At 62.6% G+C, this 25,216-nt stretch carries 21 protein-coding genes; 14 read left to right on the top strand and 7 right to left on the bottom strand.

Annotated features, from left to right (window positions below):
- From B1781_RS13440 to prpF, 5 genes are all read left to right on the top strand, one after another.
- Nucleotides 1-687 (top strand): GntR family transcriptional regulator, encoded by a 687-nt coding sequence (locus B1781_RS13440; RefSeq protein WP_078120150.1) that lies wholly within the window; start codon nt 1-3, stop codon nt 685-687.
- 126 nt (nt 688-813) lie between these two features.
- Complete coding sequence (gene prpB / locus B1781_RS13435) at nt 814-1,698, top strand: methylisocitrate lyase (RefSeq protein ID WP_078120149.1); 885 nt, start codon at nt 814-816, stop codon at nt 1,696-1,698.
- Between the two features lie 70 nt (nt 1,699-1,768).
- Nucleotides 1,769-2,917: a bifunctional 2-methylcitrate synthase/citrate synthase gene (gene prpC / locus B1781_RS13430; RefSeq protein WP_078120148.1), complete on the top strand. Its 1,149-nt coding sequence runs from the start codon at nt 1,769-1,771 to the stop codon at nt 2,915-2,917.
- A gap of 110 nt (nt 2,918-3,027) precedes the next feature.
- Nucleotides 3,028-5,637, top strand: coding sequence for a Fe/S-dependent 2-methylisocitrate dehydratase AcnD (acnD, locus tag B1781_RS13425; RefSeq protein ID WP_078120147.1), 2,610 nt, complete (start codon nt 3,028-3,030; stop codon nt 5,635-5,637).
- An 18-nt stretch (nt 5,638-5,655) separates the two neighbouring features.
- Nucleotides 5,656-6,834 (top strand): 2-methylaconitate cis-trans isomerase PrpF, encoded by a 1,179-nt coding sequence (prpF, locus tag B1781_RS13420; protein ID WP_078120146.1) that lies wholly within the window; start codon nt 5,656-5,658, stop codon nt 6,832-6,834.
- A gap of 236 nt (nt 6,835-7,070) precedes the next feature.
- Here the strand turns inward: prpF and B1781_RS13415 are convergent, their stop codons facing one another.
- The 5 genes from B1781_RS13415 to B1781_RS13395 are packed head-to-tail and all read right to left on the bottom strand — an operon-like array spanning nt 7,071 to nt 12,530.
- A complete protein-coding gene (locus B1781_RS13415; RefSeq protein WP_078120145.1) occupies nt 7,071-7,370 on the bottom strand; it encodes a DUF2218 domain-containing protein in 300 nt (99 codons plus the stop codon).
- Nucleotides 7,351-8,181, bottom strand: a complete 831-nt coding sequence (locus B1781_RS13410; RefSeq protein ID WP_078120144.1) for an ABC transporter ATP-binding protein — start codon at nt 8,179-8,181, stop codon at nt 7,351-7,353. The genes B1781_RS13415 and B1781_RS13410 overlap by 20 nt, the downstream gene beginning before the upstream one ends.
- On the bottom strand, nt 8,178-9,239 hold the full coding sequence (locus B1781_RS13405) for a FecCD family ABC transporter permease (protein ID WP_078120143.1): 1,062 nt from the start codon (nt 9,237-9,239) through the stop codon (nt 8,178-8,180). Before B1781_RS13405 ends, B1781_RS13410 begins: the two co-directional genes overlap by 4 nt.
- On the bottom strand, nt 9,236-10,387 hold the full coding sequence (locus B1781_RS13400; protein ID WP_334223720.1) for an ABC transporter substrate-binding protein: 1,152 nt from the start codon (nt 10,385-10,387) through the stop codon (nt 9,236-9,238). The genes B1781_RS13405 and B1781_RS13400 overlap by 4 nt, the downstream gene beginning before the upstream one ends.
- A 10-nt stretch (nt 10,388-10,397) precedes the next feature.
- The gene (locus B1781_RS13395) at nt 10,398-12,530 is read right to left on the bottom strand and encodes a TonB-dependent siderophore receptor (RefSeq protein WP_078120142.1); all 2,133 of its coding nucleotides are present in this window, start codon (nt 12,528-12,530) and stop codon (nt 10,398-10,400) included.
- 279 nt (nt 12,531-12,809) lie between these two features.
- Here B1781_RS13395 and B1781_RS13390 point away from each other — a divergent pair, with 279 nt between their 5' ends.
- The 7 genes from B1781_RS13390 to B1781_RS13360 all read left to right on the top strand — a co-directional run bounded on the left by B1781_RS13390 (nt 12,810) and on the right by B1781_RS13360 (nt 19,791).
- Entirely contained in the window at nt 12,810-13,766 is a 957-nt protein-coding gene (locus B1781_RS13390; protein ID WP_164513391.1) for a helix-turn-helix transcriptional regulator, read from the top strand.
- Nucleotides 13,767-13,984: 218 nt separating this feature from the next.
- Entirely contained in the window at nt 13,985-14,524 is a 540-nt protein-coding gene (locus tag B1781_RS13385) for a hypothetical protein (RefSeq protein WP_078120140.1), read from the top strand.
- A 22-nt stretch (nt 14,525-14,546) separates the two neighbouring features.
- Entirely contained in the window at nt 14,547-14,846 is a 300-nt protein-coding gene (locus B1781_RS13380) for an EF-hand domain-containing protein (protein WP_078120139.1), read from the top strand.
- Between the two features lie 105 nt (nt 14,847-14,951).
- Nucleotides 14,952-15,674, top strand: coding sequence for a response regulator (locus B1781_RS13375; protein ID WP_078120138.1), 723 nt, complete (start codon nt 14,952-14,954; stop codon nt 15,672-15,674).
- Entirely contained in the window at nt 15,671-16,981 is a 1,311-nt protein-coding gene (locus tag B1781_RS13370) for an ATP-binding protein (protein ID WP_078120137.1), read from the top strand. Before B1781_RS13375 ends, B1781_RS13370 begins: the two co-directional genes overlap by 4 nt.
- Before the next feature lie 129 nt (nt 16,982-17,110).
- The gene (locus B1781_RS13365; protein WP_078120136.1) at nt 17,111-19,150 is read left to right on the top strand and encodes a hypothetical protein; all 2,040 of its coding nucleotides are present in this window, start codon (nt 17,111-17,113) and stop codon (nt 19,148-19,150) included.
- A gap of 20 nt (nt 19,151-19,170) precedes the next feature.
- Nucleotides 19,171-19,791 (top strand): DUF1318 domain-containing protein, encoded by a 621-nt coding sequence (locus B1781_RS13360; protein WP_078120135.1) that lies wholly within the window; start codon nt 19,171-19,173, stop codon nt 19,789-19,791.
- Nucleotides 19,792-19,807: 16 nt separating this feature from the next.
- On the opposite strand, the gene B1781_RS13355 is transcribed toward B1781_RS13360, so the two are convergent.
- Both B1781_RS13355 and B1781_RS13350 read right to left on the bottom strand, forming a co-directional pair.
- Nucleotides 19,808-20,317, bottom strand: a complete 510-nt coding sequence (locus B1781_RS13355; protein ID WP_078120134.1) for a SixA phosphatase family protein — start codon at nt 20,315-20,317, stop codon at nt 19,808-19,810.
- 94 nt (nt 20,318-20,411) lie between these two features.
- Complete coding sequence (locus B1781_RS13350) at nt 20,412-21,128, bottom strand: class I SAM-dependent methyltransferase (RefSeq protein WP_078120133.1); 717 nt, start codon at nt 21,126-21,128, stop codon at nt 20,412-20,414.
- Between the two features lie 140 nt (nt 21,129-21,268).
- Between B1781_RS13350 and recQ the strand changes: the two genes are divergently transcribed.
- Both recQ and B1781_RS13340 read left to right on the top strand, forming a co-directional pair.
- Nucleotides 21,269-23,383 (top strand): DNA helicase RecQ, encoded by a 2,115-nt coding sequence (recQ, locus tag B1781_RS13345; RefSeq protein WP_078120132.1) that lies wholly within the window; start codon nt 21,269-21,271, stop codon nt 23,381-23,383.
- A 75-nt stretch (nt 23,384-23,458) separates the two neighbouring features.
- The gene (locus B1781_RS13340; RefSeq protein ID WP_078120131.1) at nt 23,459-25,009 is read left to right on the top strand and encodes a bifunctional aminoglycoside phosphotransferase/ATP-binding protein; all 1,551 of its coding nucleotides are present in this window, start codon (nt 23,459-23,461) and stop codon (nt 25,007-25,009) included.
- The last annotated feature ends 207 nt before the right edge of the window (nt 25,010-25,216 follow it).

Genomic DNA, 25,216 nt, shown 5'->3' with positions numbered 1-25,216 from the left:
ATGAATGATCTGAGCAGCGTTTCCGCTGATATCGCCGCCGGCAATATTCCCGATCGGATCTTCAATCTGTTGAAGGAAGCGATCGTCGAAGGCGATATCGCGGCCGGCAGCAAGATCAGCGAGCCGGAGCTGGCGCGGGCCTACGGCATCAGCCGCGGCCCGTTGCGCGAAGCGATCGGTCGCCTCGAGGCCTGTGGTCTGGTCGTGCGTAAGCCGAATGTCGGTGCGCGCGTGGTCACGCTCAGCAGTGAGCAGTTGCTCGAGATCTTCCATGTGCGCGAGGCGCTCGAAGGTATGGCCGCGAGGCTGGCGGCGCAAAACATGAGCGACGACGAGATCGCCGACCTGCGCGGTCTGCTCGGTCAGCACAATGAACAGATCGAGCGTGACGCCGAACATGCGTATTTCCAACGCGAAGGCGACCTCGATTTCCACTACAGGATCGTTCAGGGCAGTCACAACGGTCGCATGATCGAACTGCTGTGCAACGACCTCTACCACTTGGTGCGTCTGTATCGCTATCAATTCGGTATGCCGTCGAAGCGCGGTCCGCGTGCGTTCGTTGAACACGAACACATCGTGGACGCGATCGAACGACGCGACCCCGAGATGGCGGAATTAATGATGCGCTCACATGTTCGCGCCTCGCGCGAAAACGTCGAACGCCTGCTGCGCGAGCAGGAATAAGAGCAGTCGGCAGGGCAGGGCCGGGCGGGTACCCGTCACCCGCTCGGCATTGTCCGATTCGACAACCGGGGCACCGGCGCGACGCAACCACGCGTCGGTGCCCCACCCACAGACAGGTATTTGAATATGAGCATTGAATCGGCAGGTAAGAAGTTCAGAGACGCGGTGGCCAATGAAAAGCCGCTGCAGTGCGTCGGCGCTATCAACGCCTATCATGCGCGCTTGGCCGAGGCATCGGGCTTCAAGTCCTTGTATATCTCCGGCGGTGGCGTCGCGGCCGGCTCGTGCGGCATTCCGGATCTGGGCATCACGACGATGGAAGATGTGCTGACCGATCTGAAGCGCATCACCGACGTGACCACCTTGCCGGTGCTGGTCGATGTCGATACCGGCTGGGGCGGGGCATTCAACATCGCGCGTAGCGTGCGCTCGATGATCAAGTGCGGCGCCGCGGCGATCCATATCGAAGACCAGGTGCAGCAGAAGCGTTGCGGGCATCGGCCGAACAAGGCGATCGTGTCGCAGGCCGAGATGGTCGACCGGATCAAGGCGGCGGTCGATGCCAAGACCGATCCGGATTTCGTCATCATGGCGCGCACCGATGCGTTGGCCGTCGAGGGCATGCAGTCGGCGATCGATCGCGCCTGCGCCTGCGTTGAGGCCGGCGCCGACATGATCTTTCCCGAAGCGATGACCGAACTGCCGCAGTACCGCGAGTTTGTCGACGCGGTCAAAGTGCCGGTGTTGGCCAACATCACCGAGTTCGGCTCAACGCCGCTGTTTACCACCGAGGAACTGGCCAGTGTCGACGTCAGCATCGCGCTGTATCCCTTGTCGGCATTCCGTGCGGCCAACGCGGCCGCGCTGCAGGTGTATCAAACGCTGCGCGGCGAAGGTTCGCAGAAGAACGTCATCGACATCATGCAGAGCCGCATGGATCTGTACGAGTACCTGGGCTACCACGACTTCGAACAGAAGCTCGATCAACTGTTCCGCGAGGAAGGTGCCTGAGCGCACAACGGTATCCGATACAAAACCGGCGATCTGATGTGCGCCGCCAACGAATCAGAGGACTTCAGTCATGAATGATGCAGTACTACCGAAACCGAAAAAATCCGTAGCCCTGTCCGGCACCGCTGCGGGCAACACCGCGATCTGCACCGTCGGGCGCACCGGCAACGATCTGCACTATCGCGGTTACGACATCCTCGATTTCGCCGAGACCTGCGAGTTCGAAGAGATCGCCTACCTGCTTGTGCACGGCGAGCTGCCGAACCGCGCCGAGTTGGAGACCTACAAGCGCAAACTGCGTTCGTTGCGCGGTCTGCCGACCTCGGTCAAGCAGGCGCTCGAAGCGCTGCCGCCGTCGGCGCATCCGATGGATGTCATGCGCACCGGTTGTTCGGTACTCGGTACCTGCCTGCCGGAGAAGGACGATCATGCCGAGGCCGAGGCGCGCAACCTGATCGATCGCATGATCGCCAGCTTCGGCTCGATGTTGCTGTACTGGTATCACTTCTCGGTCAATGGCAAGCGCATCGATGTCGAGACCGATGACGAGACCGTCGGCGGTCACTTCCTGCACCTGCTGCATGGCGAAAAGCCGCGCGATTCGTGGGTGCGTGCGATGCACACCTCGCTGATCCTGTACGCAGAGCACGAGTTCAATGCGTCGACCTTCACCGCGCGCGTCGTCGCCGGCACCAACTCCGATATGTACTCGGCGATCGCCGCGGCGATCGGCGCGTTGCGTGGGCCGAAGCACGGCGGTGCCAATGAAGAGGCGTTCCGCATCCAGAGCCGCTACCACACGGCGGACGAGGCGGAGGATGACATCCGCGAGCGCGTCGGGCGCAAAGAGATCGTGATCGGCTTCGGTCATCCGGTATACACCACCGGCGATCCGCGCAACGACGTGATCAAGCGCGTCGCCAAGTCGCTGTCGGAAGAGAACGGCGACATGAAGATGTACAACGTGGCCGACCGGCTTGAGTCGGTGATGTGGGAGATCAAGAAGATGTTCCCCAACCTCGACTGGTTCTCGGCCGTTTCGTACAACCAGATGGGTGTGCCGACCGATATGTTCACGCCGCTGTTCGTGATCGCGCGGGTTACCGGTTGGGGCGCGCACGTGATCGAGCAGCGTCAGGACGGCAAGATCATCCGTCCGTCGGCCAACTATGTCGGTCCGGAGAACCGCCAGTTCATGCCGATCGGCGACCGTAGCTGAAGTAGCGTCAACAACGCGTAACGAGGCGCGCATCCGGCGCGCCCGAGTTCCGGCGGCGAGACGGCCGATCCGTTGCTGCCGGGTCCATTGGATGTTTTGTGGAACACACTATGAATACGACTCACCGTAAGCCGTTGCCCGGTACCCAGCTCGATTACTTCGATACGCGCGAGGCGGTCGAGGCGATCCAGCCCGGTGCCTATGCCAAGCTCCCGTACACCTCGCGCGTGCTGGCCGAGCAGCTGGTGCGTCGTTGCGATCCGGCGATGCTCGAGGATTCCTTGAAGCAGATCATCGAGCGCAAGCGCGATCTGGACTTCCCGTGGTATCCGGCACGCGTGGTGTGCCACGACATCCTCGGTCAGACGGCACTGGTCGACCTGGCCGGTCTGCGCGATGCGATTGCCGACAAGGGCGGTGATCCGGCGCAGGTCAACCCGGTCGTGCCGACCCAGTTGATTGTCGACCACTCGCTGGCTGTCGAATACGGCGGTTTCGATCCGCAGGCGTTCGAGAAGAACCGCGCGATCGAGGATCGACGCAACGAGGACCGGTTTCACTTCATCGAATGGACCAAGACCGCGTTTCAGAACGTCGACGTGATCCCGGCCGGCAACGGCATCATGCACCAGATAAACCTGGAGAAGATGTCACCGGTGATCCAGGCGCGCCCTGACGAAAACGGAAAGCGCGTTGCGTTCCCGGACACCTGTGTCGGCACCGACAGCCACACCCCGCACGTCGATGCGCTGGGCGTGATCGCGATCGGTGTGGGCGGCCTGGAAGCCGAGAACGTGATGCTCGGCCGCGCATCGATGATGCGTCTGCCCGAGATCGTCGGCGTCAAGCTCACCGGCAAGCGCCAGCCCGGCATCACTGCGACCGACATCGTGCTCGCGCTGACCGAGTTCCTGCGACAGGAGCGCGTCGTCTCCGCCTACCTCGAGTTCTTCGGCGAGGGTGCCGAGAACCTCACCATCGGTGACCGTGCGACCATCTCCAACATGACGCCGGAGTTCGGTGCCTCGGCCGGCATGTTCTACATCGACCAACAGACGATCGATTACCTGAAGTTGACCGGGCGTGACGCCGATCAGGTCGCACTGGTCGAGAACTATGCCAAGACCACCGGCCTGTGGGCCGATGCGTTGAAGGATGCCGAATACGAACGCGTGCTCGAATTTGATCTGTCGACCGTGGTGCGTAACATGGCCGGTCCGTCGAACCCGCACCGTCGCCTGCCGACCTCGGCACTGGCCGAGCGCGGCATCGCCGGCGAGTGGCAGGAGAAGCAGGGCGAGATGCCCGATGGTGCCGTGATCATCGCGGCGATCACCAGCTGTACCAATACGTCCAACCCACGCAACGTTGTTGCGGCCGGTCTGATTGCACGCAAAGCCAACGAGTTGGGCCTGGTGCGCAAGCCGTGGGTCAAGTCGTCGTTTGCACCGGGTTCGAAGGTGGCGCGCCTGTATCTCGAAGCGGCCGGCCTGCTGCCGGAACTGGAGAAGCTCGGCTTTGGCATCGTCGCCTATGCCTGTACCACCTGTAACGGCATGAGCGGTGCGCTCGATCCGAAGATTCAGCAGGAGATCATCGACCGCGATCTGTATGCGACCGCCGTGCTGTCGGGCAACCGCAACTTCGATGGACGCATCCACCCGTATGCCAAGCAGGCGTTTCTTGCATCGCCGCCACTGGTCGTTGCCTACGCGATCGCCGGTACCGTGCGTTTCGATATCGAGAAGGATGCGTTGGGGCACGACAAAGACGGCAAGCCGATCACATTGAAGGATATCTGGCCGAGCGACGAAGAGATCGATGCGATCGTCAGCGAGTTCGTCAAACCGGAGCAGTTCCGCTCGGTCTACGACCCGATGTTCAAGCTGTCGGTGGTCGAGGCGGCCAAGAGTCCGCTGTACGACTGGCGACCGCAGAGCACCTACATCCGCCGTCCGCCTTACTGGGAAGGCGCGTTGGCCGGTGAGCGCACGATGCGCGGCATGCGCCCCTTGGCCGTGCTCGGCGACAACATTACGACTGACCACCTGTCGCCGTCGAACGCGATCCTCGCCAGCAGTGCAGCGGGTGAGTACCTGGCCAAGATGGGCCTGCCGGAAGAGGACTTCAACTCGTACGCGACCCACCGCGGCGATCACCTGACCGCGCAACGCGCGACCTTCGCCAACCCGAAGTTGTTGAACGAGATGGTGCGCGACGAGAACGGCGAGGTAGTCCAGGGATCACTGGCGCGCCTCGAACCGGAAGGCGAACGGATGCGCATGTGGGAGGTCATCGAGACCTACATGGAGCGCAAGCAGCCGCTGATCATTATCGCCGGCGCCGACTATGGCCAGGGCTCGTCGCGCGACTGGGCCGCCAAGGGTGTGCGCCTGGCCGGCGTCGAGGCGATCGTTGCCGAGGGCTTTGAACGCATCCACCGCACCAACCTGGTCGGCATGGGCGTGCTGCCGCTCGAGTTCAAGGCGGGCGAGAATCGCAAGACCTACAGCATCGATGGCACCGAGACCTTCGATGTCAAAGGCGAGCTGTCGCCGCGCGCCGAGCTGACCGTCGTCATGCACCGCAAGAACGGCGAGAGCGTCGAGATCCCGGTGACCTGTCGCCTGGATACCGCCGAAGAGGTGTCGGTGTACGAGGCCGGCGGCGTGTTGCAGCGTTTCGCCCAGGACTTCCTCGAATCCAACGCCGCGGCCTGAACCGGAGAGAACGCAAACATGGCGCATGTTCCGCAGATCAAGATCCCGGCCACCTATATGCGTGGCGGTACCAGTAAGGGTGTGTTCTTCAACCTGACGGATCTGCCCGAGGCAGCGCAGGTGCCGGGCGAGGCGCGCGACAAACTGTTGCTGCGCGTGATCGGCAGCCCCGATCCGTACGCCAAGCACACCGACGGCATGGGCGGGGCGACGTCGAGCACCAGCAAGACGGTGATCCTGGCCAAGAGCGACCGGCCCGATCACGACGTCGATTATCTGTTCGGCCAGGTCTCGATCGACAAACCGTTCGTCGACTGGAGCGGCAACTGCGGCAACCTTACCGCGGCCGTCGGCTCGTTTGCGATCGCCAGTGGTTTGGTCGATGCGGGGCGTATCCCTGAGAACGGCGTGGCCGTGGTACGCATCTGGCAGAAGAACATCGAGAAGACCATCGTCGCGCATGTGCCGATCACCAACGGTGAGGTGCAGGAGACCGGCGACTTCGAACTCGATGGCGTGACCTTCCCGGCGGCCGAGGTGCAGGTCGAGTTCATGAGCCCGGTCGATGCCAGCGAGGCGATGTTCCCGACCGGCAACCTGGTCGACGATCTCGAGGTACCGGGCATCGGCACGTTCAAGGCGACCATGATCAATGCCGGCATCCCAACCGTGTTCCTCAATGCCGAAGACATCGGCTACACCGGCACCGAGCTGCAGGAGGCGATCAACGGCGATCCTGCCGCACTCGAACGCTTCGAGACCATCCGCGCCTATGGTGCGATGAAGATGGGCCTGATCGGCAATGTCGAAGAAGCGGCCGCGCGTCAGCACACGCCCAAGGTGGCGTTCGTCGCCAAGCCGCAGTCGTACGTCGCCTCGAGCGGCAAGCAGGTCGGTTCAGGCGATATCGATCTGAACGTGCGTGCTTTGTCGATGGGCAAGTTGCACCACGCGATGATGGGCACCGCGGCGGTGGCCATCGGCACCGCGGCGGCGATACCCGGCACGCTGGTCAATCTGGCGGCAGGTGGCGGCGACCGTGAGTCGGTCACCTTCGGTCATCCGTCGGGCACGCTCAAGGTCGGCGCGGCGGCCAGCGAGAACAACGGCGAGTGGGCGGTCGACAAGGTCGTCATGAGCCGCAGCGCACGCGTGCTGATGGAGGGCTGGGTGCGTATTCCCGGTGATGCCTTCTGACCGGGAGACCGTAAAACAATTCACGCGATCGCGCCCACCGCCGGCGTGATCGCCAGTCGAGCAACCTATGGGCCGGCGTCGTTCCAAAATGGATGTATCTGCTACGCATCCGGTTTCGATGTCGGCTCGTGCTCTCAGCGTTGCAAGGGCCCTTCGGGGCCCTTTTCTGTTGGCGACGCGCGCTGCTTGCACGAGTCCCATCCCGGCCACGACTCGCGACCGTACCGGGACGCGGACTAAGGTGCCGACTTCTCGTGCCAGGTCACCTGCAAGGGGGTGCGCTTGGTGAACATGCCGACATGCTGATCGATTACGTGCTGCATACGCTGCATGCCCTCGTGGTCGGCCGCACGACATTCAAAGGTCAGGCGTTGGTCTTCGGCGACCATGCGACAGTAACCGAAAGGAAAATGGGCGTGACCGACGTCTTCGGTGTAGGTGACATCGATCTTCTTGCCGAAGTGTTTGCACAGGCGTTGCAGGTAGGTCGACGCAGACGCGGCGACCGTATGTACTTCACCGACACGCGACGGCATGTTGGGTTTCCTCCGGATGTGAAAGTGGTGTGGACGCCGTGGCGCGAGGTGGATCGGCCAGTACCAGCAGATGGCCTTGCGAACAGCGTTCGATGCGGGTGTCGACGCCGTAGGTCTGGTACAGCAGCTCAGGGTCCAGCACCTTGGCCGGCGGGCCGCTCGCCAGCAGGTTACCGTTGTTGAGCACGATGACCTGATCGCAGAAGCGCAGCGCCAGGTTGAGGTCATGGATCGCGAACAGCGTGGTGGTTTTCAGACGGTCGGCGCGTTCGCGAACGGTCGTCAGCACCTTGAGCTGCCAGCGCAGATCGAGTGCGCTGGTCGGCTCATCGAGCAGCATTATGCGAGGCTCGCGTACCAACACCTGGGCGAGGCCGACCATCTGGCGTTGGCCGCCGGAAAGTTGATCGAAGCGGCGGAAGGCGAGGTCGCCCAGGCCGAGTTCCGCGAGCACAGTATCGACTGCCGCGGCGGCGTTCGCCACATGCATGCGGGTGGTGCGCGTTGCCGCCAGCAGCGCCTCGTACACGACCAGCGAGCTGGCGCTGGGCAGGGTTTGCGGCAGGTAGCCGATGTGTTGCAGACGTTGCTCACTGTGCAGGGCTGCCAGGTCGGTGCTGCCCAGGCGGATCGTGCCCTGGCTGGGCAGCAGGCCGGCGATGGCCTTCAGCAACGTCGATTTGCCCGCGGCGTTGGGGCCAATCAACGCGACCAGCTGACCCGGCGGCAGACCGGACAACGTGATATCGCGCAGCACAAACTGGCGCGCATAGCCGCAGTTGAATTCGCAGATCTGCAGTTGATCGATCATGCCGCGCGCCGCTTGCCGAGGACCAGCGCCATGAAGATCGGCACGCCCACCAAGGCGGTCACGATGCCGATCGGCACCGTGATGCCCGGAACCAACGATTTGCTAAGCGTCGATGCGCCGGACAGCATGATCGCGCCGGCCAACGCGCTACCGGGCAGGAAGTAGCGGTGGTCTTCGCCCAAGGTAAGCCGGGCGATGTGTGGGCCGACCAGACCGACGAAACCGATCGTGCCGACGAACGCAATCGCAGTGGCGGTCAACAGGCTGATGCGCAGCAGCACGGCGACCCGAACCCGCTCGACCGCGACGCCGATGCTGCGTGCCTGTTCTTCGCCGTTGCACAGTGCCGTCAGTTGCCACACCTGGCGCGCCGACAGCGTGATGCACACCAGCAGCACAACCGTGATGATCGCGACATGCTGCCACTCCACGCGCCCGAGGCTGCCCATGGTCCAAAAAACGATCTGTTGCAGGGCGTCGCTGTCGGCAATGAATTGCAGCAGCCAGACCAGTGCCTCGAAGGCAAACAGCAGTGCAATGCCGAACAGCACCACGGTGTGCGCTCCGCCGCCGAAGCGCTTGGTCATCACCAGGATCAGCACGGTCGCAATCGCCGCGGTGACGAACGCGAAGGCGGTGACCGCATAGGTTGCGCCGAGACCGAAGAAGTCCCAACCCAGGACGATCGCCAGACCGGCGCCGAAGGTTGCGGCCGCTGATACGCCCAGGGTGAACGGGCTGGCCAGCGGGTTGTGCAACGCGGTCTGGATCTCGGCGCCGGCGAGGCCGAGCGCCGCGCCGACCAGCAGTGCCATCAGCGACTGCGGCAAGCGTATATCCCACAGGATGACGGCTTCGCCGGCCGATAGATTTGCCCGGTCTTGCAGCCCTCGGAGAATGGTGGCGAGATCAAGCTCGGCCGGGCCAAGCGATACATCGAGCATCCAGCAGCCCACGGCGACGATCGCGAAGGCTCCGAGCGCGAGCTGCCGGCGAAAGACGAAGCGCCGGTACTGGCTCGATAGCGGCGTGTGCGTGCTCGCCACCCCGATCGTCATGAGGGGCCTACCCAGTAGGTACCGTCAGACGGTATTGGCTGGAAGCGCTCGTACATCGAATGCAGGGTCGCTTCGGGATCCAGATCGGTGAACGCGTCCGGGTGCAGCCACTTGGCGAAGGCCTGCACAGCGATCACATTGAATGGTGAATCGTAGAAGTGGTGCCAGATGCCGTAGGTGTGCTTGCTGCGGATTGCCTTCAGTTGAGCGATGCCCCGACGCTCGAGCGCCAGACCGAGCGATGTTCTCGCATGGTCGCCGTCGATGCCCGGCCCGAGGAGCAGCCGACCGTCGGCGGCGTCGGCAGATTTCGCGTTGCCGATCGCGGTGCCGATGTAGAAATCGGGTTGCACGCGCAACAGATATTCGAGATTGATCATGCCATGGGTACCGCTGACCAGCGGCTTGGCCACGTTGTAGCCGCCGGCGGCCTCGACCAGACTGCCCATCATGCCGTCGCCCATCGTCGCGCAGCAGTCTTTCTGCAGACCGACGCGGTTCTCGATGAACACCGACGGCCGGCTCAGCAATCGATCCGACACCTGCGTCACGCGGGCCAATTCGCGTCGGTAGGTTTCGATGTACTCGGCCGCGCGCGTTTCACGACCCAGCACCCGCCCCATCAGTTCGATGCTGCGTGGTGCGTTGACCAGTGGCTTGCGACGAAAATCGACAAACACGATGGCAACGCCGGCGCGTTCGAGTTGCTCGATGACTGCGGTGTCTTTCGGTGACGGGCCGTGGCCTTCGAGACCGAAGAAGGCAACATCCGGCATCAGCGCAATGGCCTTTTCGGCGCTGAAACTCGACGGAGCGACCTGGCCGACACGTGCGATGTCGTCGATGCCGGGGAAGCGCGCCTGGTACAGGGCGTAGCCATGCTGGTCGACGCGTTCGAAGTCGCCCTGCATGCCGACGATACGCTCGATCGGATTATCGCGATCGAGGATGGCGATGGCGGCCATGAAGCGACCTTCGCCCAGCAGCACGCGGTCGACCTTGGCCGGGACTTCGACGTGGCGCCCGGCGAGGTCGGTGAGTGTGCGGCTGTCGGCGGCGTCGGCCGCCGTGCTGGTGCTCAGCAGCGCCAGCGCGAGATAGGCGATCGTTTGCAGTCGTCGGAGTAGGGTGCGGTTGAACATGCTCATCGATCCGCGATCAGAAGGTGGCGTTCAGGCGCAACGTGGCATTCAGCGGTTCGCCGTAGAAGGTGCCGCGCGACGTCTGATTGATGCGTTCAACGTAGTCTTCGTCGAACAGGTTGTTGACCAGTAACTGCACGTCGACGTTGCGGCTGACCTTGTAGCCGACCAGGGCATCGACAACCGTGTATGACGGGGCCTCGATACGCGTGCCGCCGCTTTCGATATCGAAGCTACTGGCGTAACGCACGCCGCCACCGATGTACAGGCCATTCAGATCGCCGCCGGAGAAGCGGTACTTGGCCCACAGGCTGACGTTGTGATCGGAGGTGGGATCGCTCTCCAACTCGGTATCGACGTAGGCATAGCCGGCGACGATGTCGAGGCCGGGCATCACCTCGCCGCCGATCGAGGCCTCGAAGCCGGTGGTATCGGCTTCGCCACTTGCGAGAAACGCACCCGGGTTGTTCGGATCATCCTCGGCGCGGTTTTCGTCTTCCAGCCAATAGACCGCGGCCTGCGCGTTGAGACCGTTGAATTCAGCCTTTACGCCGAGCTCGACCTGCTGACCAATGACCGGTTCGAGTTGTGAACCGTCGGCTTCCTGTTCGCTCTGCGGTTGGAAGATCTCGGAAAAGCTGACATAGGCAGTGGCGCTCTCGCTCATGTCATAGCTCAGGCCGGCGAACGGGATCACTTCGGTTTCGTCGATCGAGGTCTCGACCAGCGTGTTGTTGTTGACGGTGTCGCTGTCATAGTCGGCATAACGTGCGCCGATTGTGGCTTTCAGGCGATTGGTCAGGCCCAGTCGGGTGACCGCATACACGCCGAACTCTTCGGTCTCGGTCGTGGTATCGAGCCAACCCGGCCCCGGCGTGTCGAAATCGATGACCGGTTCGGCAATGCTGTCGGGGTCGAAGTTGTTGATGTTGTAGGCGCCGAGGATTGCAAACTTCTGCTGCATGTCCTGATCGGTCTTGCGCATGTCGGCGCCGACCGAAAACTCGCTGCGGTTGCCGAAGAAGCTGAACGGGGCCGTATAGTTGGCGTCGAGGTACTGCGTCGATTCATCGAATTCGCGGGCAAATCCGAGCATCGAGAAATTGCCGGTCACCCGGTCGACGGCGCTCGACGGCAGGGCGCTCTTGAGATGCGCATCGCGGTCGTACTGACGTGCCATGACCTTGGCGACGCCGCCATTGCTGAAGGTGTGTTCGAGTTCGATGAAGCCTTCGCCGGTTTCGTAGTCGGCCTGTGACCAGGGCGCGCCGAGGAAGGTGTCGCGGTCGAAATTGATCAGTGTGCCATCGGCATAGGTGGGCAGGCCGCTGTGTCGCAGCACGTCCTGTTCTTCGATGATGCCGCCGATCGACAGCGTTGTGCTTTCGCCGATGTCGAACTCGACCGTGCCCGAACCGCCGCTGCGCTCGCGCCCGGTCACGTCGACAAACGAATCTTCATCCAGCGCATAGACGATGGCGCGGCCGCGCACACTGCCGTCGTCGGTGAACGACCCGGTGATATCGAGTTCGCCACGCTTGGCGTCAAACGAGCCATACGATACTGCGCCTTGCAGTCCGAATTCGGCCTGCGCGCGCTTGCGCACCAGGTTGATCGTACCGACCGGTTCGCCCGAACCCTGGAACAGGCCGGATGGACCGGACAACACCTCGACGCGATCGAAGAACACCATATCGGGCGCCGTACCGTAGATGCTCAGGTAAGGACGAGGCGCGCCATCGACATTGTAGGTAAACACCTCGTGTCCACGAGAATACAGCGAGCCCGAGAAACCATCGCCGGTGGTTGTCGTGATGTTGGGCAGCAGGTAGGCCGCTTCTTCGAGACTGTGGGCACCGCCGTCGTCGAGCCGCTGCTGGGTGATCACGTTGACGGTCTGCGGGACATCGCGCAGATCGACAGGTTGTTTGGAGCCGACCGTGGCGTGGTAGGTGGTGTACGAGTTCGAGTCTTCGGTAGCGACCCCGGGCGTTGCCTCGACGACGATGCCCGGCAGCAGCTGCGCATCGTCGGCATTGGCCACGCCGGAAAACAACGAGCCACCACAGGCCAAGGCAAGTGTCGCAGGTACTAAAACGGCGGGCGATACGGCAATTCGGCAGGGGCTGACGGGGTATCTCTTATTCATTGCATTCTCGGCGTTGGGTCGGGCAGGGTGCCTGTGAGGCGCGCCGGACCACGTGGATTACGATAGCATATTGACGCAGATACGAATCATTTGCATTCGTATTACTGGGCCGATAGTATCCCACGACGTCTCCGGGAAAAGGTTTGCGGAAAGAAGAAAAATGTTTGTATGGGCTGCAACAGCCACCGTGGTCGACGTAGGGTCGGCATCGGTGCGCGGCGACTTATCAATGGGGCAAGCGTGAACGCGGGCATGGTCCGCTGTTCGGATCTCGCGACCATGGCGTCATCCGTCGGCCACGGCTACCGCTGCGTGCGCCCCACGGCGGCAGATGCCGGACCGGCTTTTCATGGAACGGTCGATCTCACCGAGGTGCGCCCCGGTCTCGTCGTGCATTCGACCGATATCGAGAACCTGCAGCGCGTGACCACCGAGATGACGTTGTCGCCGCGCCTGACTGTCGTGCTGGCGCTGGCCGGGCAGACCAATGTGTCGTTCGGTGACCGTCCTTTGCCGCTGAACATGGACAGCGGTGGCACAAAGGGGGCGACCGCGGATGGCGCCATTGTCTCGCTTGCCCGCCCCGAGGACTTCGTACGCTCCGCGCAGGCCGGTTTTCGTGAACGCAAGGTCTGTGTGTCGGTCAGTGCCGACTGGCTGACGTCATCGGGGTTGTGCGAACAGGGCGATGCCGAGCCCGTGCTCGAATTCGCCAATCGCCATCTGTCGATGATGCAATGGCGCCCGTCCGCCAAGGCCGCCGCGATGGCGGAACAGCTGATCAATCCGCCGGTGCTGACGCCATTGATGCGTCGGCTGTATGTCGAAGCGCGTGCCCTGGAGGTTTTGAGTGAGGCGTTCGCGGCGATCGATGGGCGGGGTTGCGCAACAGCCGCTATGTCACGCAACCGCCCGCAGGACGAACAGCTGATGCGCGAGGTGGGCGTGTTTCTCGACACTGCCGATCCCGATACGCTGTCGCTCGTTGATGTGGCGCGGCATTTCGGCACCAACCCGAGCAGTCTGCAACAGAAGTTCCGTCAGGCCTTCGGCATGACCGTTTTCGCGTACATGCGTTCGCAACGACTGCAACGTGCGCGCCAAGCGCTGGAGCGCGACGGTATCTCAGTGGCCTTGGCGGCCGACATAGCCGGCTACACAAGCGCAGCCAACTTCGCGACTGCCTATCGCAGGGCCTTCGGTCTGACCCCTAAGCAATCGCGCGCGCGCGTCTGAGCGAACCACGCCATCCAGCCGGCGGCATCAACGTCGCTTCGGGGCTTGGCCTACCGGATTCGTTCCCCGATTGTTACATCGTGTTACACGCCTGCGCGTGCGTCATCGCCGCTAACAATTCGCCGCTTGAGCGTAACCAAGCGGGTGTTTCTCCCGCCTACAGTGACAACCGTCGACCACACGGGGTCGGCGTCAAATCACCGTAATAGGAGAAGAACATGAAATCCCGAATCAATGTCCTGACGATGTGTGCGGTCGTAGCCATCGGCAGCATGCTCAGTACCTCGTCGGCCTTTGCCGATCGCACTACGCGCTTCAGCCGCGACAACGCTGCCGGTGGGCAGACGTCGGGCGTCAATCGTTTTCGCAGCGGCGCAAACGGCGGGGCGGCGGCACAGCGCCGGGTGGTGCGCACCGACGGCAACGGCAATGCCATGGTCAACCGCGGCGGTGGGTTCGTCGCCCCCAACGGCGCCAAGGGCGTGCGCGGATCGAGCACGGTATATGGCGCCGATGGGTCGGTACAGCACAAGAGCGGCATGGCCACCAGCGGTTCGCGCGGCAGCATGACGACCTCGGGTAGCGCGACCAAATCGGCGGACGGCACGATCACGCAAAATCGCAATACGAACGTCACCAACTCGGCGACCGGCAACAGCTATCAGGGCAGCACCAGTTACAACAGTGACACCGGTCTGACCCGCAGCGGTACCTGCTACGACGCGGGCGGCTCCGAGATTCCGTGTCCGACCCGCTGAGCCAGCGTTGGGAGCAGTCGACATGAAAAGCCAACATATCGTAACGGCAACCCTGTGCCTGGCCCTGCTTGGTGCGACCGGGCTGGCCAACGCGGACAACACCTCGCGCCAGGAGCGCTTGATCCAGAAACTCACCGAAAGGTTTACGACGGCAGACGTGAATGCCGACGGCCTGCTCACCGCGGCTGAGGCCGAAGGCAAGATGCGCTTTGTGCACCGCCACTTCAACGAGATCGACAGCGGCCAGCAGGGCGCGGTCAGCCTCGATCAGATAAAGGACTATGTCGCGCACAAGGCCATGGCACGCGGCGCCGTTTTCTGAGCCATCGGCAATTGCCGGGGGCACGGCAGACAGTGCCGCCCGGCGTCGACTTGCTACACTGCCGGCTGCTTGGCAGATGCAACGGGAATGCGGCGGACAACATCGATGGCGGAATCAGCGGGAAAGATACTGGTACTGGATGACGAGCCCGAGCTGCGCTCGCTGCTGGGCGCTTATCTTGGTTCGCGCGGTTACACGGTGCGCCTGGCGGAGGATGCCGCGCATCTCGACCGACTGCTCGCACGCGAGAGCTTCGATGTGCTGATCCTCGACGTGATGATGCCGGGCGAAGACGGTCTGTCGATCTGCAAACGCCTGCGCATGGGCGGCGAAACCATCCCGATTCTGATGCTCACGGCGCGCGGCGAAACCGTCGACCGGATCGTCGGCCTGGAGATGGGCGCGGACGATTATATCGCCAAGCCGTTCGAGCCCCGCGAATTGCTTGCGCGGATCGAAGCGGCGATGCGCCGACAATCCTTGCTCGGCGCGCACCATAAGCAGCACGTCGATACGGTTGTCGAGTTCGCCGGTTACCGGCTCAGCAGCGGACAGCGCACCTTGCACAAAGGCAGCTCGGCGATCCCTTTGAGCAGTACCGAGTTCGATCTGTTGAGCGTGTTGGTCGCCAACCAGGGGCGGGCGCTGAGCCGTGAGCGCCTGATCGAACTAACCCACGGTCGCGACTCGGATGTTACCGAGCGCAGTATCGATGTGCAGATTCTCAGGCTGCGCCGCCTGCTCGAGGCCGATGCCTCGAAACCGACACTGATTATCACGGTGCGCGGTAAGGGTTACATGCTCAGCGCAGGCGAAGGTGGACCGTGAGACTGTGGCCGCGCAGTCTGTTGGGCCGCAACGTGTTGTTGCTGGTGGCGTTGATCGTCATCGGCCAGCTGATTGCCGGCATTGTCTTTCGCCAGTTCGTGCAGCGTCCGTTTGTCGAGCGGCTTGCCGACCGCTTGGCGACCAACCTGGTCGCGATCGAATCGGGGCTCAAGGGTTTGTCGCCAGCGGCACGTGAGCAGTTCGTCGCGACGTTCAACGCCGTCAGCAATCAGCAGGCATCGCGCCAGGAGGTCGGCCGCCTGGTGTTGCCGGCCGAACGCATGCTGATGCGCAGGGCGTCCGAGGTGCTGAACGAGAAAGGCATAGAAGTCACCTGGCGCCGCGACCCCGGCGGTGTGTTTTTCGTCCGGCTGAATGTCGACCAAGATACCTATTGGCTTTACACACCGGGTTTCGAGGCGACGATGCAGTTGCCGCGTGCTGCGCTGTTCTCGTGGCTGGCCGGCATGTTGCTGGCATTCCTCGGTGCCTACCTGATTCAACGACGCATCAACCGGCCATTGGCGCAGCTGGTCAAGGCGTCTCAGGCGATCGGCCAGGGGCGCTCGGTATCGCCGTTGGCCGAACAGGGGCCGAAAGAGATTGCCGATGTCTGCCGTAGCTTCAACCAGATGCAGCAGCAGTTGGTCGAGCAGGAGAAACAGCGCGAACTGATGCTCGCCGGTGTCACACACGATCTGCGCACGCCGTTGACCAAGATGCGCCTGGCGACCGAGATGGTGGCCGCGCAGGCGGACGCGACTTACATCGATAGTATGGTGCGCAGTTGCAACCAGATTGACGCCATCATTGGGCAGTTCACCGATTTCGCCGGTGTGGGCAGCAGCGAAGATACGCAGCCGGTCGATGTCAATGAGCTGATCCGCGAGGTCGTCGACGATGCCGAGGCGCCGTTTGCACTCGACCTCGACGACTGCCCGCCGCTGGCCTTGCGTCGCCGCGCGTTCAAACGTCTGTTGCTGAACCTGATCGAAAATGCCGAACGCTACGCCAGTCCGCCTTTCGAAATCAGTACGGCCTGTGCTGCCGGCGAGCTGGTTCTGCAGGTGAAGGATCGCGGGCCTGGCATCGAGCAGTCGCAGTTGGCCAACATCATGCGACCTTTCTTCCGCGGCAATGAGGCGCGCGGCGGCCCGCCCGGCAGTGGCCTGGGTCTGGCGATTGCCTCACGCATCGTTCACCTCGAACAGGGCCACATTGATCTCGCATTGCGTGAAGGTGGCGGACTTTGCGTACGTGTCAGCTTGCCTCTGCCTGCGCGCGTGGGTAATCAAAGCATGGTGTAGCTACCGGCAGACTTCGGTCGCGCACCACCTTGACTCGCTGCGAGCGGCAACGCACATTGGTCAATGTGATCACCAGCCCCTCCATTTCCGGTGTTTGACGGCGCGTATCGGCGACATGGGCTGCGATGCGTGCTGGTCGCCTGGCTATCGGTGCTGCCGTGTACGCCCTGGGCATCGATCGATATCACGCTCGGCGTTGAAAATATCCAGCACGAAACCTGGCAGGCCCAGGGCATTGCATTTCGCATCAATGAGAACGACCAGCGCGAACTGTCGCTCACGATAACGTTCGCGCAGCTGGTCTTGCCGGACGAACAGGGCGTGCTGACGTCCGCCGAGTTCTCGTGTGCGGCGATGACCCTGGTCGATACCACATGGCGTTGCGAACAGGGAAAGCTGAGCATCGGCGATTCACCGCTCGGCGCCCAGGAGACGACCTGGACCGGCAGCTTCAGCGGAACCGACGACTTCGCACTGCATGTTGCCAAACTCGCACTCGGTTCAGGCAGCGTGGCGTTGGAACTCTCCGGCGTCGCCGGCCAATGGCGCGCGAAGCTCGACGCCAGCCGCTTGCCGATCGCGCAGTTGCAACAGCTACCCAAGACGGCAGCGCTGCTGCCGCGCGATTGGGGGGTAAAAGGCACGCTCAGTGCCGATGTCGAGGCGGCGGGCGAGGCGGGCGAACCGCAGTCATTGAGCGGCAATTGGCGCGTGGCCGGTATCAGCTACGGTTCGCCGGACGGTCTGCAGGCGGCCGAGAAACTACAACTCAGCGGCCGTCTGACCGCCAGGGCCGTGCCGGGCGGTAGCTGGAAGATCGATGCCTCGGCGGACTGGCCGCAGGGGGCGCTGTATTCCGACCCGCTCTATCTGGATGCGCAGAACACGCCGATCAAGGCCTCCATCGCCGCGGTCTGGAAGCCGGATGCCGGGCAATGGCAGCTCGACAACTGGTCGGTTGACGCCGGCAGTGCCCTCAAGGTGTCGGGCACCGGTCTGTGGGACGACCGCGGGCAGCGTTTCACCAACCTGGTGGTCGCGGCCGTGATCGACGATGCCGGCGCTTTGTACCGCGGCGTGCTGCAGCCATTCATGATCGGCACGGCGGCCGACGAGTTGGAGATGGCCGGGCGGGTCGGACTGGTGCTGCATTTCGATGAGCAAGGCATCGAGCAGGCCGGCCTCGAGCTCAACCAGCTGGCGATGGACGACAAGCGCGGTCGCTTCGGTCTCGGCAGCACCACCGGCAGTGTCGCCTGGGATCGCGACCAGCAGGTGCCGGCATCGAAGATGGCCGTCGGCGGTGCCAGTATCTACGGCATCCCGACCGGCGAGTTCGCGATCAACGCGCAATTCGCCGGCGATCGTTTCGAGCTGCTCGAGCCGGTGGTCGTGCCCGTCGCAGGCGGCGCGCTGGCGCTGGACGCCTTTGCGCTCAACGGGGTCTTGATGGCCGGCGCGCCGCCGAGCTGGACGGCAACGGCCTCGCTGCGCGACGTGTCGCTCGAACAATTGACGACGATGCTCGAATGGCCACCGTTCGGCGGCGAGATCAACGGTCAGCTGCGCGAGATGCATTACGCCGACAAGGTGTTCAGTATCGGTGGCGGTCTCGAGCTACAGGCGTTCGATGGCATGATCCGCGTCGCGGGACTGAAGATCCGCGATCCACTGGGTAGCCTGCCGGTGCTGACCGCCGATGCCCAGCTCGACGGTCTCGATCTGACGGCGCTGACACAGACGTACTCGTTCGGCCGCATCGATGGCCGGCTCGACGGCACCGTCAGCAACATCGAACTGGCCGCCTGGCAGCCGGTGGGCTTCAAGCTGCATCTGTTCACCCCGCAAGACGACGATTCGCGCCACCGCATCAGCCAGCGTGCGGTCGAAAACCTGACCGAACTGGGTAGCGGCATCCCGGCCGGCCTGTCGGCCACGGTGCTGCGGATTTTCGATGATTTCCGCTACGACGCGATCGATGTGCGGATCGCGCTGAAGGGCAATGTGGCCACCCTGGACGGACTTGCGCGGCCGGATGGCGGCTACTACCTTGTGAAGGGCGCCGGCTTGCCGCGGATCGATGTCATCGGACGTAACCGCAGCGTGGCCTGGAAGGATCTGGTGGAACGCCTGCAGCAGATCCAGGTCGAAGGTGCAACGATCGAATAACTGACCTGGTTAGGAGCAAGATGAAAAAGATTCTCGGATACCCTCTGATGGCGTTGGTGTTGACCGCCTGCGTAACGATCAATATCTACTTCCCGGCTGCGGCTGCGGAAGAGGCCGCGCGCACCATTGTGCGGGATGTGCTCAAGGCGGAAGAGGGTGCCGTGAAACCGGAAGGCGACGCAACGACCCCGCCCGATGGCGACAAGTCGTCTGAGGTGATCGACGCCAATCCGTTACTGATCGTCGTGGGACGGCTGCTGGAGGTCATCGTACCGACCGCCGAAGCGGCCGAGGCGGATATCAATATCAACACGCCGGCGATCGGCGCGATCCGCGCCAGCATGCAACGTCGCCAAGGCAGTCTCGCGCCGCTCTACAAGAGCGGTGCGATCGGTTTTGCCGACAACGGTTCGGTGGCCGTGCGTGATATGAACGCGGTGCCCTTGCCGCAACGCAACCAGGTGAAGAAGCTGGTCGCCGACGAGAATGCCGACCGCACCAAGCTATACCGTGAAATCGCCAAGGAGAACGGTCATCCCGAGTGGGAGGGCAAGGTGCGCGGAACCTTCGCCAAAGTGTGGGTACAGGAAGCGCCCGGCGGCTACTTTTACCAGCAGGGTGGCGGCTGGAAGCAGAAGTGATGCGTTGACCGATTCGCTACTTGCCGGAGGCGATCCTGCCGATCGTCTTTGGCGGTAGCAGCCAGCGCAGTTCGCCTTTCTCTTTACCGATCTGCTTCCATGCCTCGATGTCGAAGTCGATGCGCAGCATCGAACCCGTCGGCACCCTGATCAGGCCACCGCCGATCAGCTTTGCCGCCAGTGCCGACCAGGTCGGCTCGTGGCCGGTCAGCAACAGCGTTTCAGGCGTCTCGTCCAAAGCAGCGATCCACTCGATAATGTCGTGCGGCGTGTTTTCGTACAAGGTGCTTTCGATACGCATCGGGCAGCGCCAGCGGCCGGCGCGTGCCGCCAGTTGCAGCGTGTCTCGGGCGCGCAGTGCCGACGAACTGATGGCGAGATCGGGGATCTGCCCCATTGCAGCGAGCGCACGACCCATAACACGAGCCGCGTCCTTGCCGCGTGGTGCAAGCGGTCGTTCGTGGTCGGAGGCGTAGTTGGCGTCCCAGTCGGATTTTCCGTGGCGAAACAAAATCAGGCTGAGCATCTTCTTCGTACAGGCGGTGTGAGCAGAGCCGACAAGCTACCACGAAGCCGCCAGCGTTCACACCGCGGCTTGCGACCCGAAATGTGCGACGGCGTTAGGCAGGTTTGCGCAGCAGGTCAACGCGCAGCGGGTTCAGGAACTCGGCGATGCCGTCATCGTCGACGTGCGGCGCAAAACGCGTTTTGACCGCTTCGTACACGTCGTCGTTGATCTCGTATTCCGAGTGAGTCGCACCCATGATGCGGCGCTCGAACTCCTCGAAACCTTCGAACCGCGAGGTGCCGGCAAAGTGAACTTCGCGCTCGAGTTCCAGGATGCCTTTCTGCACGGCGCGCTGGATCGCCTCGAAGGCGGCTTCGCGAACGCTTTTCTCGTCGTTGAACAACCGGAGGATCTCGTTGAAATCGCCGGCGTAGACGGGTTCGGAGATGTACGCCAGGCCACCGGGTCGCAGCACGCGGGCGACCTCCGACAGGGCCTTGTCCATGTCCTCGATCGGCACATGATGCAGCGATTTCAGCATGATCACGGCGTCGACGGAGTCGTCTTCCAGCCCGATCGACTGCGCGCCGCCATACACGAAGCTGACATTCGGCAGGTCGGGAATAAGAAGATTTTTTTCGTGTTGGACCTTATCTACTTCCATCGCCACGATCTCGCGAATCGCAAAGCTCTCGGCGAGCCGACGGGTGGTAAAGGCCGCGCCACAGCCCAGTTCCAGCAGTCGTGCACCTTCGAGCGGCAACAATTCACTGATCTGTTCGAAATCGGACGAGCGTGGCAAAGCGCCATCAACAGCTATCTGCATCATCAACCTGCTCCAATACAGCTTGTTGTTTTGTTGTTTAGTTTATGCAGTGTGAGGCACCGATGACAATCGGGTGACAAGGGTCCACCGGATGTCATCAGACGGGTACACTGCATGCCTGATTTCAGCCGTTGCGAAAAAGCATGCAAGATACCGACCCTGCCGTCTTGTCGGTTCTCCGACAAACCTTTGGCTACGACAGCTTCCGTCCAGGACAGGGGGAGGTCATCGCCGACCTGACCGCCGGACACGACGCGTTCGTGCTGATGCCGACCGGCGGTGGTAAGTCCCTGTGCTACCAGGTCCCGGCCCTGGTGCGCTCGGGGGTGGGCATTGTCGTGTCTCCGTTGATCGCCCTCATGAAAGACCAGGTCGACGCGTTGCACGCCAACGGTGTGGCGGCCGCCTGTTACAACTCGACGCAAGACAGCGAGGAGGCGCGCCGCGTGCTGGCACAGTTGCACAACGGCGAGCTGCAGTTGCTGTACGTCAGCCCCGAACGCCTGCTTAACAGCAGCCTGCTGGAACGCCTGGCGGATATCGAAATCGGCTTGTTCGCGATCGACGAGGCGCACTGTGTCTCGCAGTGGGGACATGATTTCCGCCCGGAGTATGCCGCGCTCGGCACGCTGCGGGAGCGGTTTCCTGCCGTACCCCTGGTCGCGCTGACCGCAACCGCCGACAAGCAGACGCGGAGCGATATCCTGCGCGTGCTGCACCTGAACGATGCGCGCATCCACGTCAATGGCTTCGACCGTCCCAACATCCGCTACACCGTGCTCGAGAAACACAAACCGTTCGATCAGCTGATCGCGTTTCTGCGCGGACGAGACAGCCAGTCGGGCATCGTCTACGCCTTGAGCCGCAAACGGGTCGACGAGATCGCCGAGCGATTGAGCAACGCCGGCGTATCGGCTGCGGCCTACCATGCCGGCATGTCCGCCAAGCGGCGCGCCGAGGTGCAGGAGGCATTCCTGCGCGACGACATCCTGGTGGTTGTCGCAACCGTGGCCTTCGGCATGGGTATCGACAAACCCAATGTGCGTTTCGTCGTGCACTACGATCTGCCGAAGAACATCGAAGGCTATTACCAGGAAACGGGAAGAGCGGGGCGCGACGGTCTGCCTGCCGATGCGTTGCTGTTGTTCGGCGCACAAGATGTCGTCACTGCCCGGCGGTTGATCGAGTCAGGCAACAACAACGATCAGCAACGTGTGGAGACGCACAAGCTCAATGCGATGATCGGTCTCGCCGAAAGCGTGACCTGCCGGCGCCGCGTATTGTTGAATTATTTCGGTGACCGCCATCAGGAAGACTGCGGCAACTGTGACGTTTGCGACGATCCGCCGCAGCGTTTCGACGCGACCAACGACGCACGCAAAGCGTTATCGTGTGTCTACCGTGTCGGACAGCGCTTCGGCATCAAGCATGTCATCGATGTGTTGCGCGGCGCCGATACCGAACGGATTCGCCTGTTCGGCCACACGCAGCTGTCGACCTACGGCATCGGTAGTGACCGGAGTGAGATCGAGTGGCAGTCGATCCTGCGCCAGTTGATTCATCACGGCTACCTCGAGCAGGACATTGCCCACTACTCGGCGCTGAAGCTGACCGAAGATGCCCGACCGCTGCTGCGCGGCGATGAGGAGCTGTGGCTTGCGAAGCCGCGCATGCAGGAGAAGCCGGCGGGCAAACGCAAGTCGTCTTCGGTGGTTGCACCCGCCGACGAGGCCTTGTTCGAGGAACTGCGCCAGTTGCGCAAACAGATCGCGCAGGATGCCGGCGTGCCGCCGTATGTTGTCTTTGGCGATGCGACGCTGGCGCAGATGGCGCGTGAACGTCCACTCGACGATGATGCGATGCTGGCGATCAGCGGCATTGGCCAGCATAAACTCGCCAAGTATGGCGCCGAGTTTCTCGATGCCATCACTGCTTACTGCGTCGACAGCAACGATTCGGCGCTCAATCTCACCCCGCTGCACCGTCGCGTCCTGCAGGCTGCGCGCGACGGATTGGATCTCGATCAGATCAGCGGTCAGTGTGCCCAGACCCTGGGTGATACCAGCCGCATCCTCGTCGAGCTGATCGAGGCGGGGGAGGCCGTCGATCCACAACGCCTGATCGCGCCGCGCAAATACGCGATGATCGAGGCGTTGCTGGACGACAGCGACGGTGAACCGGATCTGGCCGACCTGCGCGCTGCGTTGCCGCCGCTGATCGCCGATCACGAGATACGCCTGGTGTGTGCGGCCTGGTAAATGGCGCGACCGGCACGGTGGTAACGTCGGTATCAGGGTAGCGCACGAGGTCGTGCGGAATCGGAGCGAGCAACGGTGACTGTCGAAACGCCCGAACAACATGAAGCCTTGATGCAAGCGCTGATGTCGGCCGAGCACTGGCCGCAAGGTGGCGCAGACCGCCGTCGTATCGATACCCATATTTCCACGGTGATACTGGCCGGGGATACCGCCTACAAGATCAAGAAACCGCTCGACCTGGGCTTTCTCGACTTCCTGTCGCTCGAATCGCGCCGCAAGGCCTGCCTCGAAGAGCTGCGATTGAACGGGCGCTTGGCGCCGCGTGTTTATCAGACGGTGTGTGCCATCACCGGTCCGATCGAGTCGCCGTGTATCGACGGCGACGGCGAGGTTATCGACTGGGCCGTGCAGATGCGCCGCTTCGACCCTGATGCCATCCTCTCCAATCCCGCAACGCCGTTGACGATGCAGATCATCGATGCGCTGGCCGATCGGGTTGCGGAGTTTCATCGCACGGCCGCGGTCTGTGATCCGGACGAAGCATTCGGCTCGCCGGACGCTGCGTTTGGACCGATGCTGCAGAACTTCAAGCAGATCATTGCTTTCGGTGCGGCCGATGAACAGCGTCTTGCGGGGTTGAACGAGTGGACGACGATTCAGCGCGACACACTGACGCCTTTGTTGCAACAGCGTAAACGCGACGGCCACACGCGCGAATGCCACGGCGATCTGCATCTGGGCAATGTCGCTCTAATCGACGGTCAGCCGGTGGTCTTCGACGCCATTGAGTTCAATGCCGGCCTGCGTTGGATCGACACCATCAACGATCTGGCGTTCATGACCATGGACCTGCAGGAGCGCGGCGAGACCGCGTTCAAATACCGCCTTCTCGATCGCTACCTGCAACATACCGGAGACTATGCAGCGCTGAAGCTGTTGCGGTTCTACGAGGTGTATCGCGCCATGGTACGCGCAAAGATAGCCGCGATCCGCCTGCAGCAGCCGCTGAACGATGCGGAACATAGCGAGGTGATGGCGACATTCAATCGCTATGTCGCCCTGGCAGAGACGCTGACCCAGGAGGCTAGTGGCGCCCTCGTGATCATGATGGGCGTATCGGGCAGCGGCAAGAGCTACGCCGCCCATCGCTTGGCAGACGGCTTGCCTGCGGTGCGAGTGCGCTCGGATGTCGAGCGCAAGCGCCTGCTCGGTGTTGACGCACGGCAGGATGCGACCGCCTTGGGCGCCTATTCGGCCGACCTGACGGAGCGTACCTACGACTGTCTGAGATCGCGGGCGCGAGAGATCATCGATGCCGGTTACGTGGCTATCGCCGACGCGACCTTCTTGCAGCGGGAAAAACGGGCGCCGTTTCAGGCATTGGCCAAAGAGCTGGGCGTGCCCTATGTGATCGTTGACTGCGATGCGCCCGTCGAAGTCTTGCAGCAACGTATCGTCGCCCGTCAGGACGACGCCGCCAATGTCTCAGATGCCGACCTTCAGGTACTCGAAAAACAACTTGCGGCCCGCGAGCTGCTAACCGAGCAGGAACATCCGTTCAGTATCGCGGTCAGGCCGGATCGGCCGCTGCCGCGGGAAGCATTGCGCCAAATGTTGATCGGTTAATCGATAGTCGTAATCAAGTTGTCATTTTGCGATCACACCCGGTGCCCGCCAAATAGCATTCTGAATCCGTGACATCGTTCATGCTGCGATCGCATATCGCACCGCCCGGATCGAGTAGAATTGGCGATTGGCCATAGCCGGTCATTGCACCCAACCGGTGAGCCTTTCGGCGCAGATTATTCTCGAGCATAGCCGCACCGAAATCTC

This window comes from Thiosocius teredinicola, assembly GCF_002009425.1.
In the GTDB taxonomy this organism is placed as follows: Bacteria; Pseudomonadota; Gammaproteobacteria; order Chromatiales; family Chromatiaceae; genus Thiosocius; species Thiosocius teredinicola.
Note: the sequence above shows the minus strand (reverse complement) of the source record. Positions and strands in the feature narration are given on the sequence as shown.

What these genes read in the sequence shown, in the direction of transcription:
- B1781_RS13440 (WP_078120150.1), top strand. Translation starts at nt 1, where the DNA reads ATGAATGATCTGAGCAGCGTTTCCGCTGATATCGCCGCCGGCAATATT.
- prpB (WP_078120149.1), top strand. Translation starts at nt 814, where the DNA reads ATGAGCATTGAATCGGCAGGTAAGAAGTTCAGAGACGCGGTGGCCAAT.
- prpC (WP_078120148.1), top strand. Translation starts at nt 1,769, where the DNA reads ATGAATGATGCAGTACTACCGAAACCGAAAAAATCCGTAGCCCTGTCC.
- acnD (WP_078120147.1), top strand. Translation starts at nt 3,028, where the DNA reads ATGAATACGACTCACCGTAAGCCGTTGCCCGGTACCCAGCTCGATTAC.
- prpF (WP_078120146.1), top strand. Translation starts at nt 5,656, where the DNA reads ATGGCGCATGTTCCGCAGATCAAGATCCCGGCCACCTATATGCGTGGC.
- B1781_RS13415 (WP_078120145.1), bottom strand. Translation starts at nt 7,370, where the DNA reads ATGCCGTCGCGTGTCGGTGAAGTACATACGGTCGCCGCGTCTGCGTCG.
- B1781_RS13410 (WP_078120144.1), bottom strand. Translation starts at nt 8,181, where the DNA reads ATGATCGATCAACTGCAGATCTGCGAATTCAACTGCGGCTATGCGCGC.
- B1781_RS13405 (WP_078120143.1), bottom strand. Translation starts at nt 9,239, where the DNA reads ATGACGATCGGGGTGGCGAGCACGCACACGCCGCTATCGAGCCAGTAC.
- B1781_RS13400 (WP_334223720.1), bottom strand. Translation starts at nt 10,387, where the DNA reads ATGAGCATGTTCAACCGCACCCTACTCCGACGACTGCAAACGATCGCC.
- B1781_RS13395 (WP_078120142.1), bottom strand. Translation starts at nt 12,530, where the DNA reads ATGAATAAGAGATACCCCGTCAGCCCCTGCCGAATTGCCGTATCGCCC.
- B1781_RS13390 (WP_164513391.1), top strand. Translation starts at nt 12,810, where the DNA reads ATGGCGTCATCCGTCGGCCACGGCTACCGCTGCGTGCGCCCCACGGCG.
- B1781_RS13385 (WP_078120140.1), top strand. Translation starts at nt 13,985, where the DNA reads ATGAAATCCCGAATCAATGTCCTGACGATGTGTGCGGTCGTAGCCATC.
- B1781_RS13380 (WP_078120139.1), top strand. Translation starts at nt 14,547, where the DNA reads ATGAAAAGCCAACATATCGTAACGGCAACCCTGTGCCTGGCCCTGCTT.
- B1781_RS13375 (WP_078120138.1), top strand. Translation starts at nt 14,952, where the DNA reads ATGGCGGAATCAGCGGGAAAGATACTGGTACTGGATGACGAGCCCGAG.
- B1781_RS13360 (WP_078120135.1), top strand. Translation starts at nt 19,171, where the DNA reads ATGAAAAAGATTCTCGGATACCCTCTGATGGCGTTGGTGTTGACCGCC.
- B1781_RS13355 (WP_078120134.1), bottom strand. Translation starts at nt 20,317, where the DNA reads ATGCTCAGCCTGATTTTGTTTCGCCACGGAAAATCCGACTGGGACGCC.
- B1781_RS13350 (WP_078120133.1), bottom strand. Translation starts at nt 21,128, where the DNA reads ATGATGCAGATAGCTGTTGATGGCGCTTTGCCACGCTCGTCCGATTTC.
- recQ (WP_078120132.1), top strand. Translation starts at nt 21,269, where the DNA reads ATGCAAGATACCGACCCTGCCGTCTTGTCGGTTCTCCGACAAACCTTT.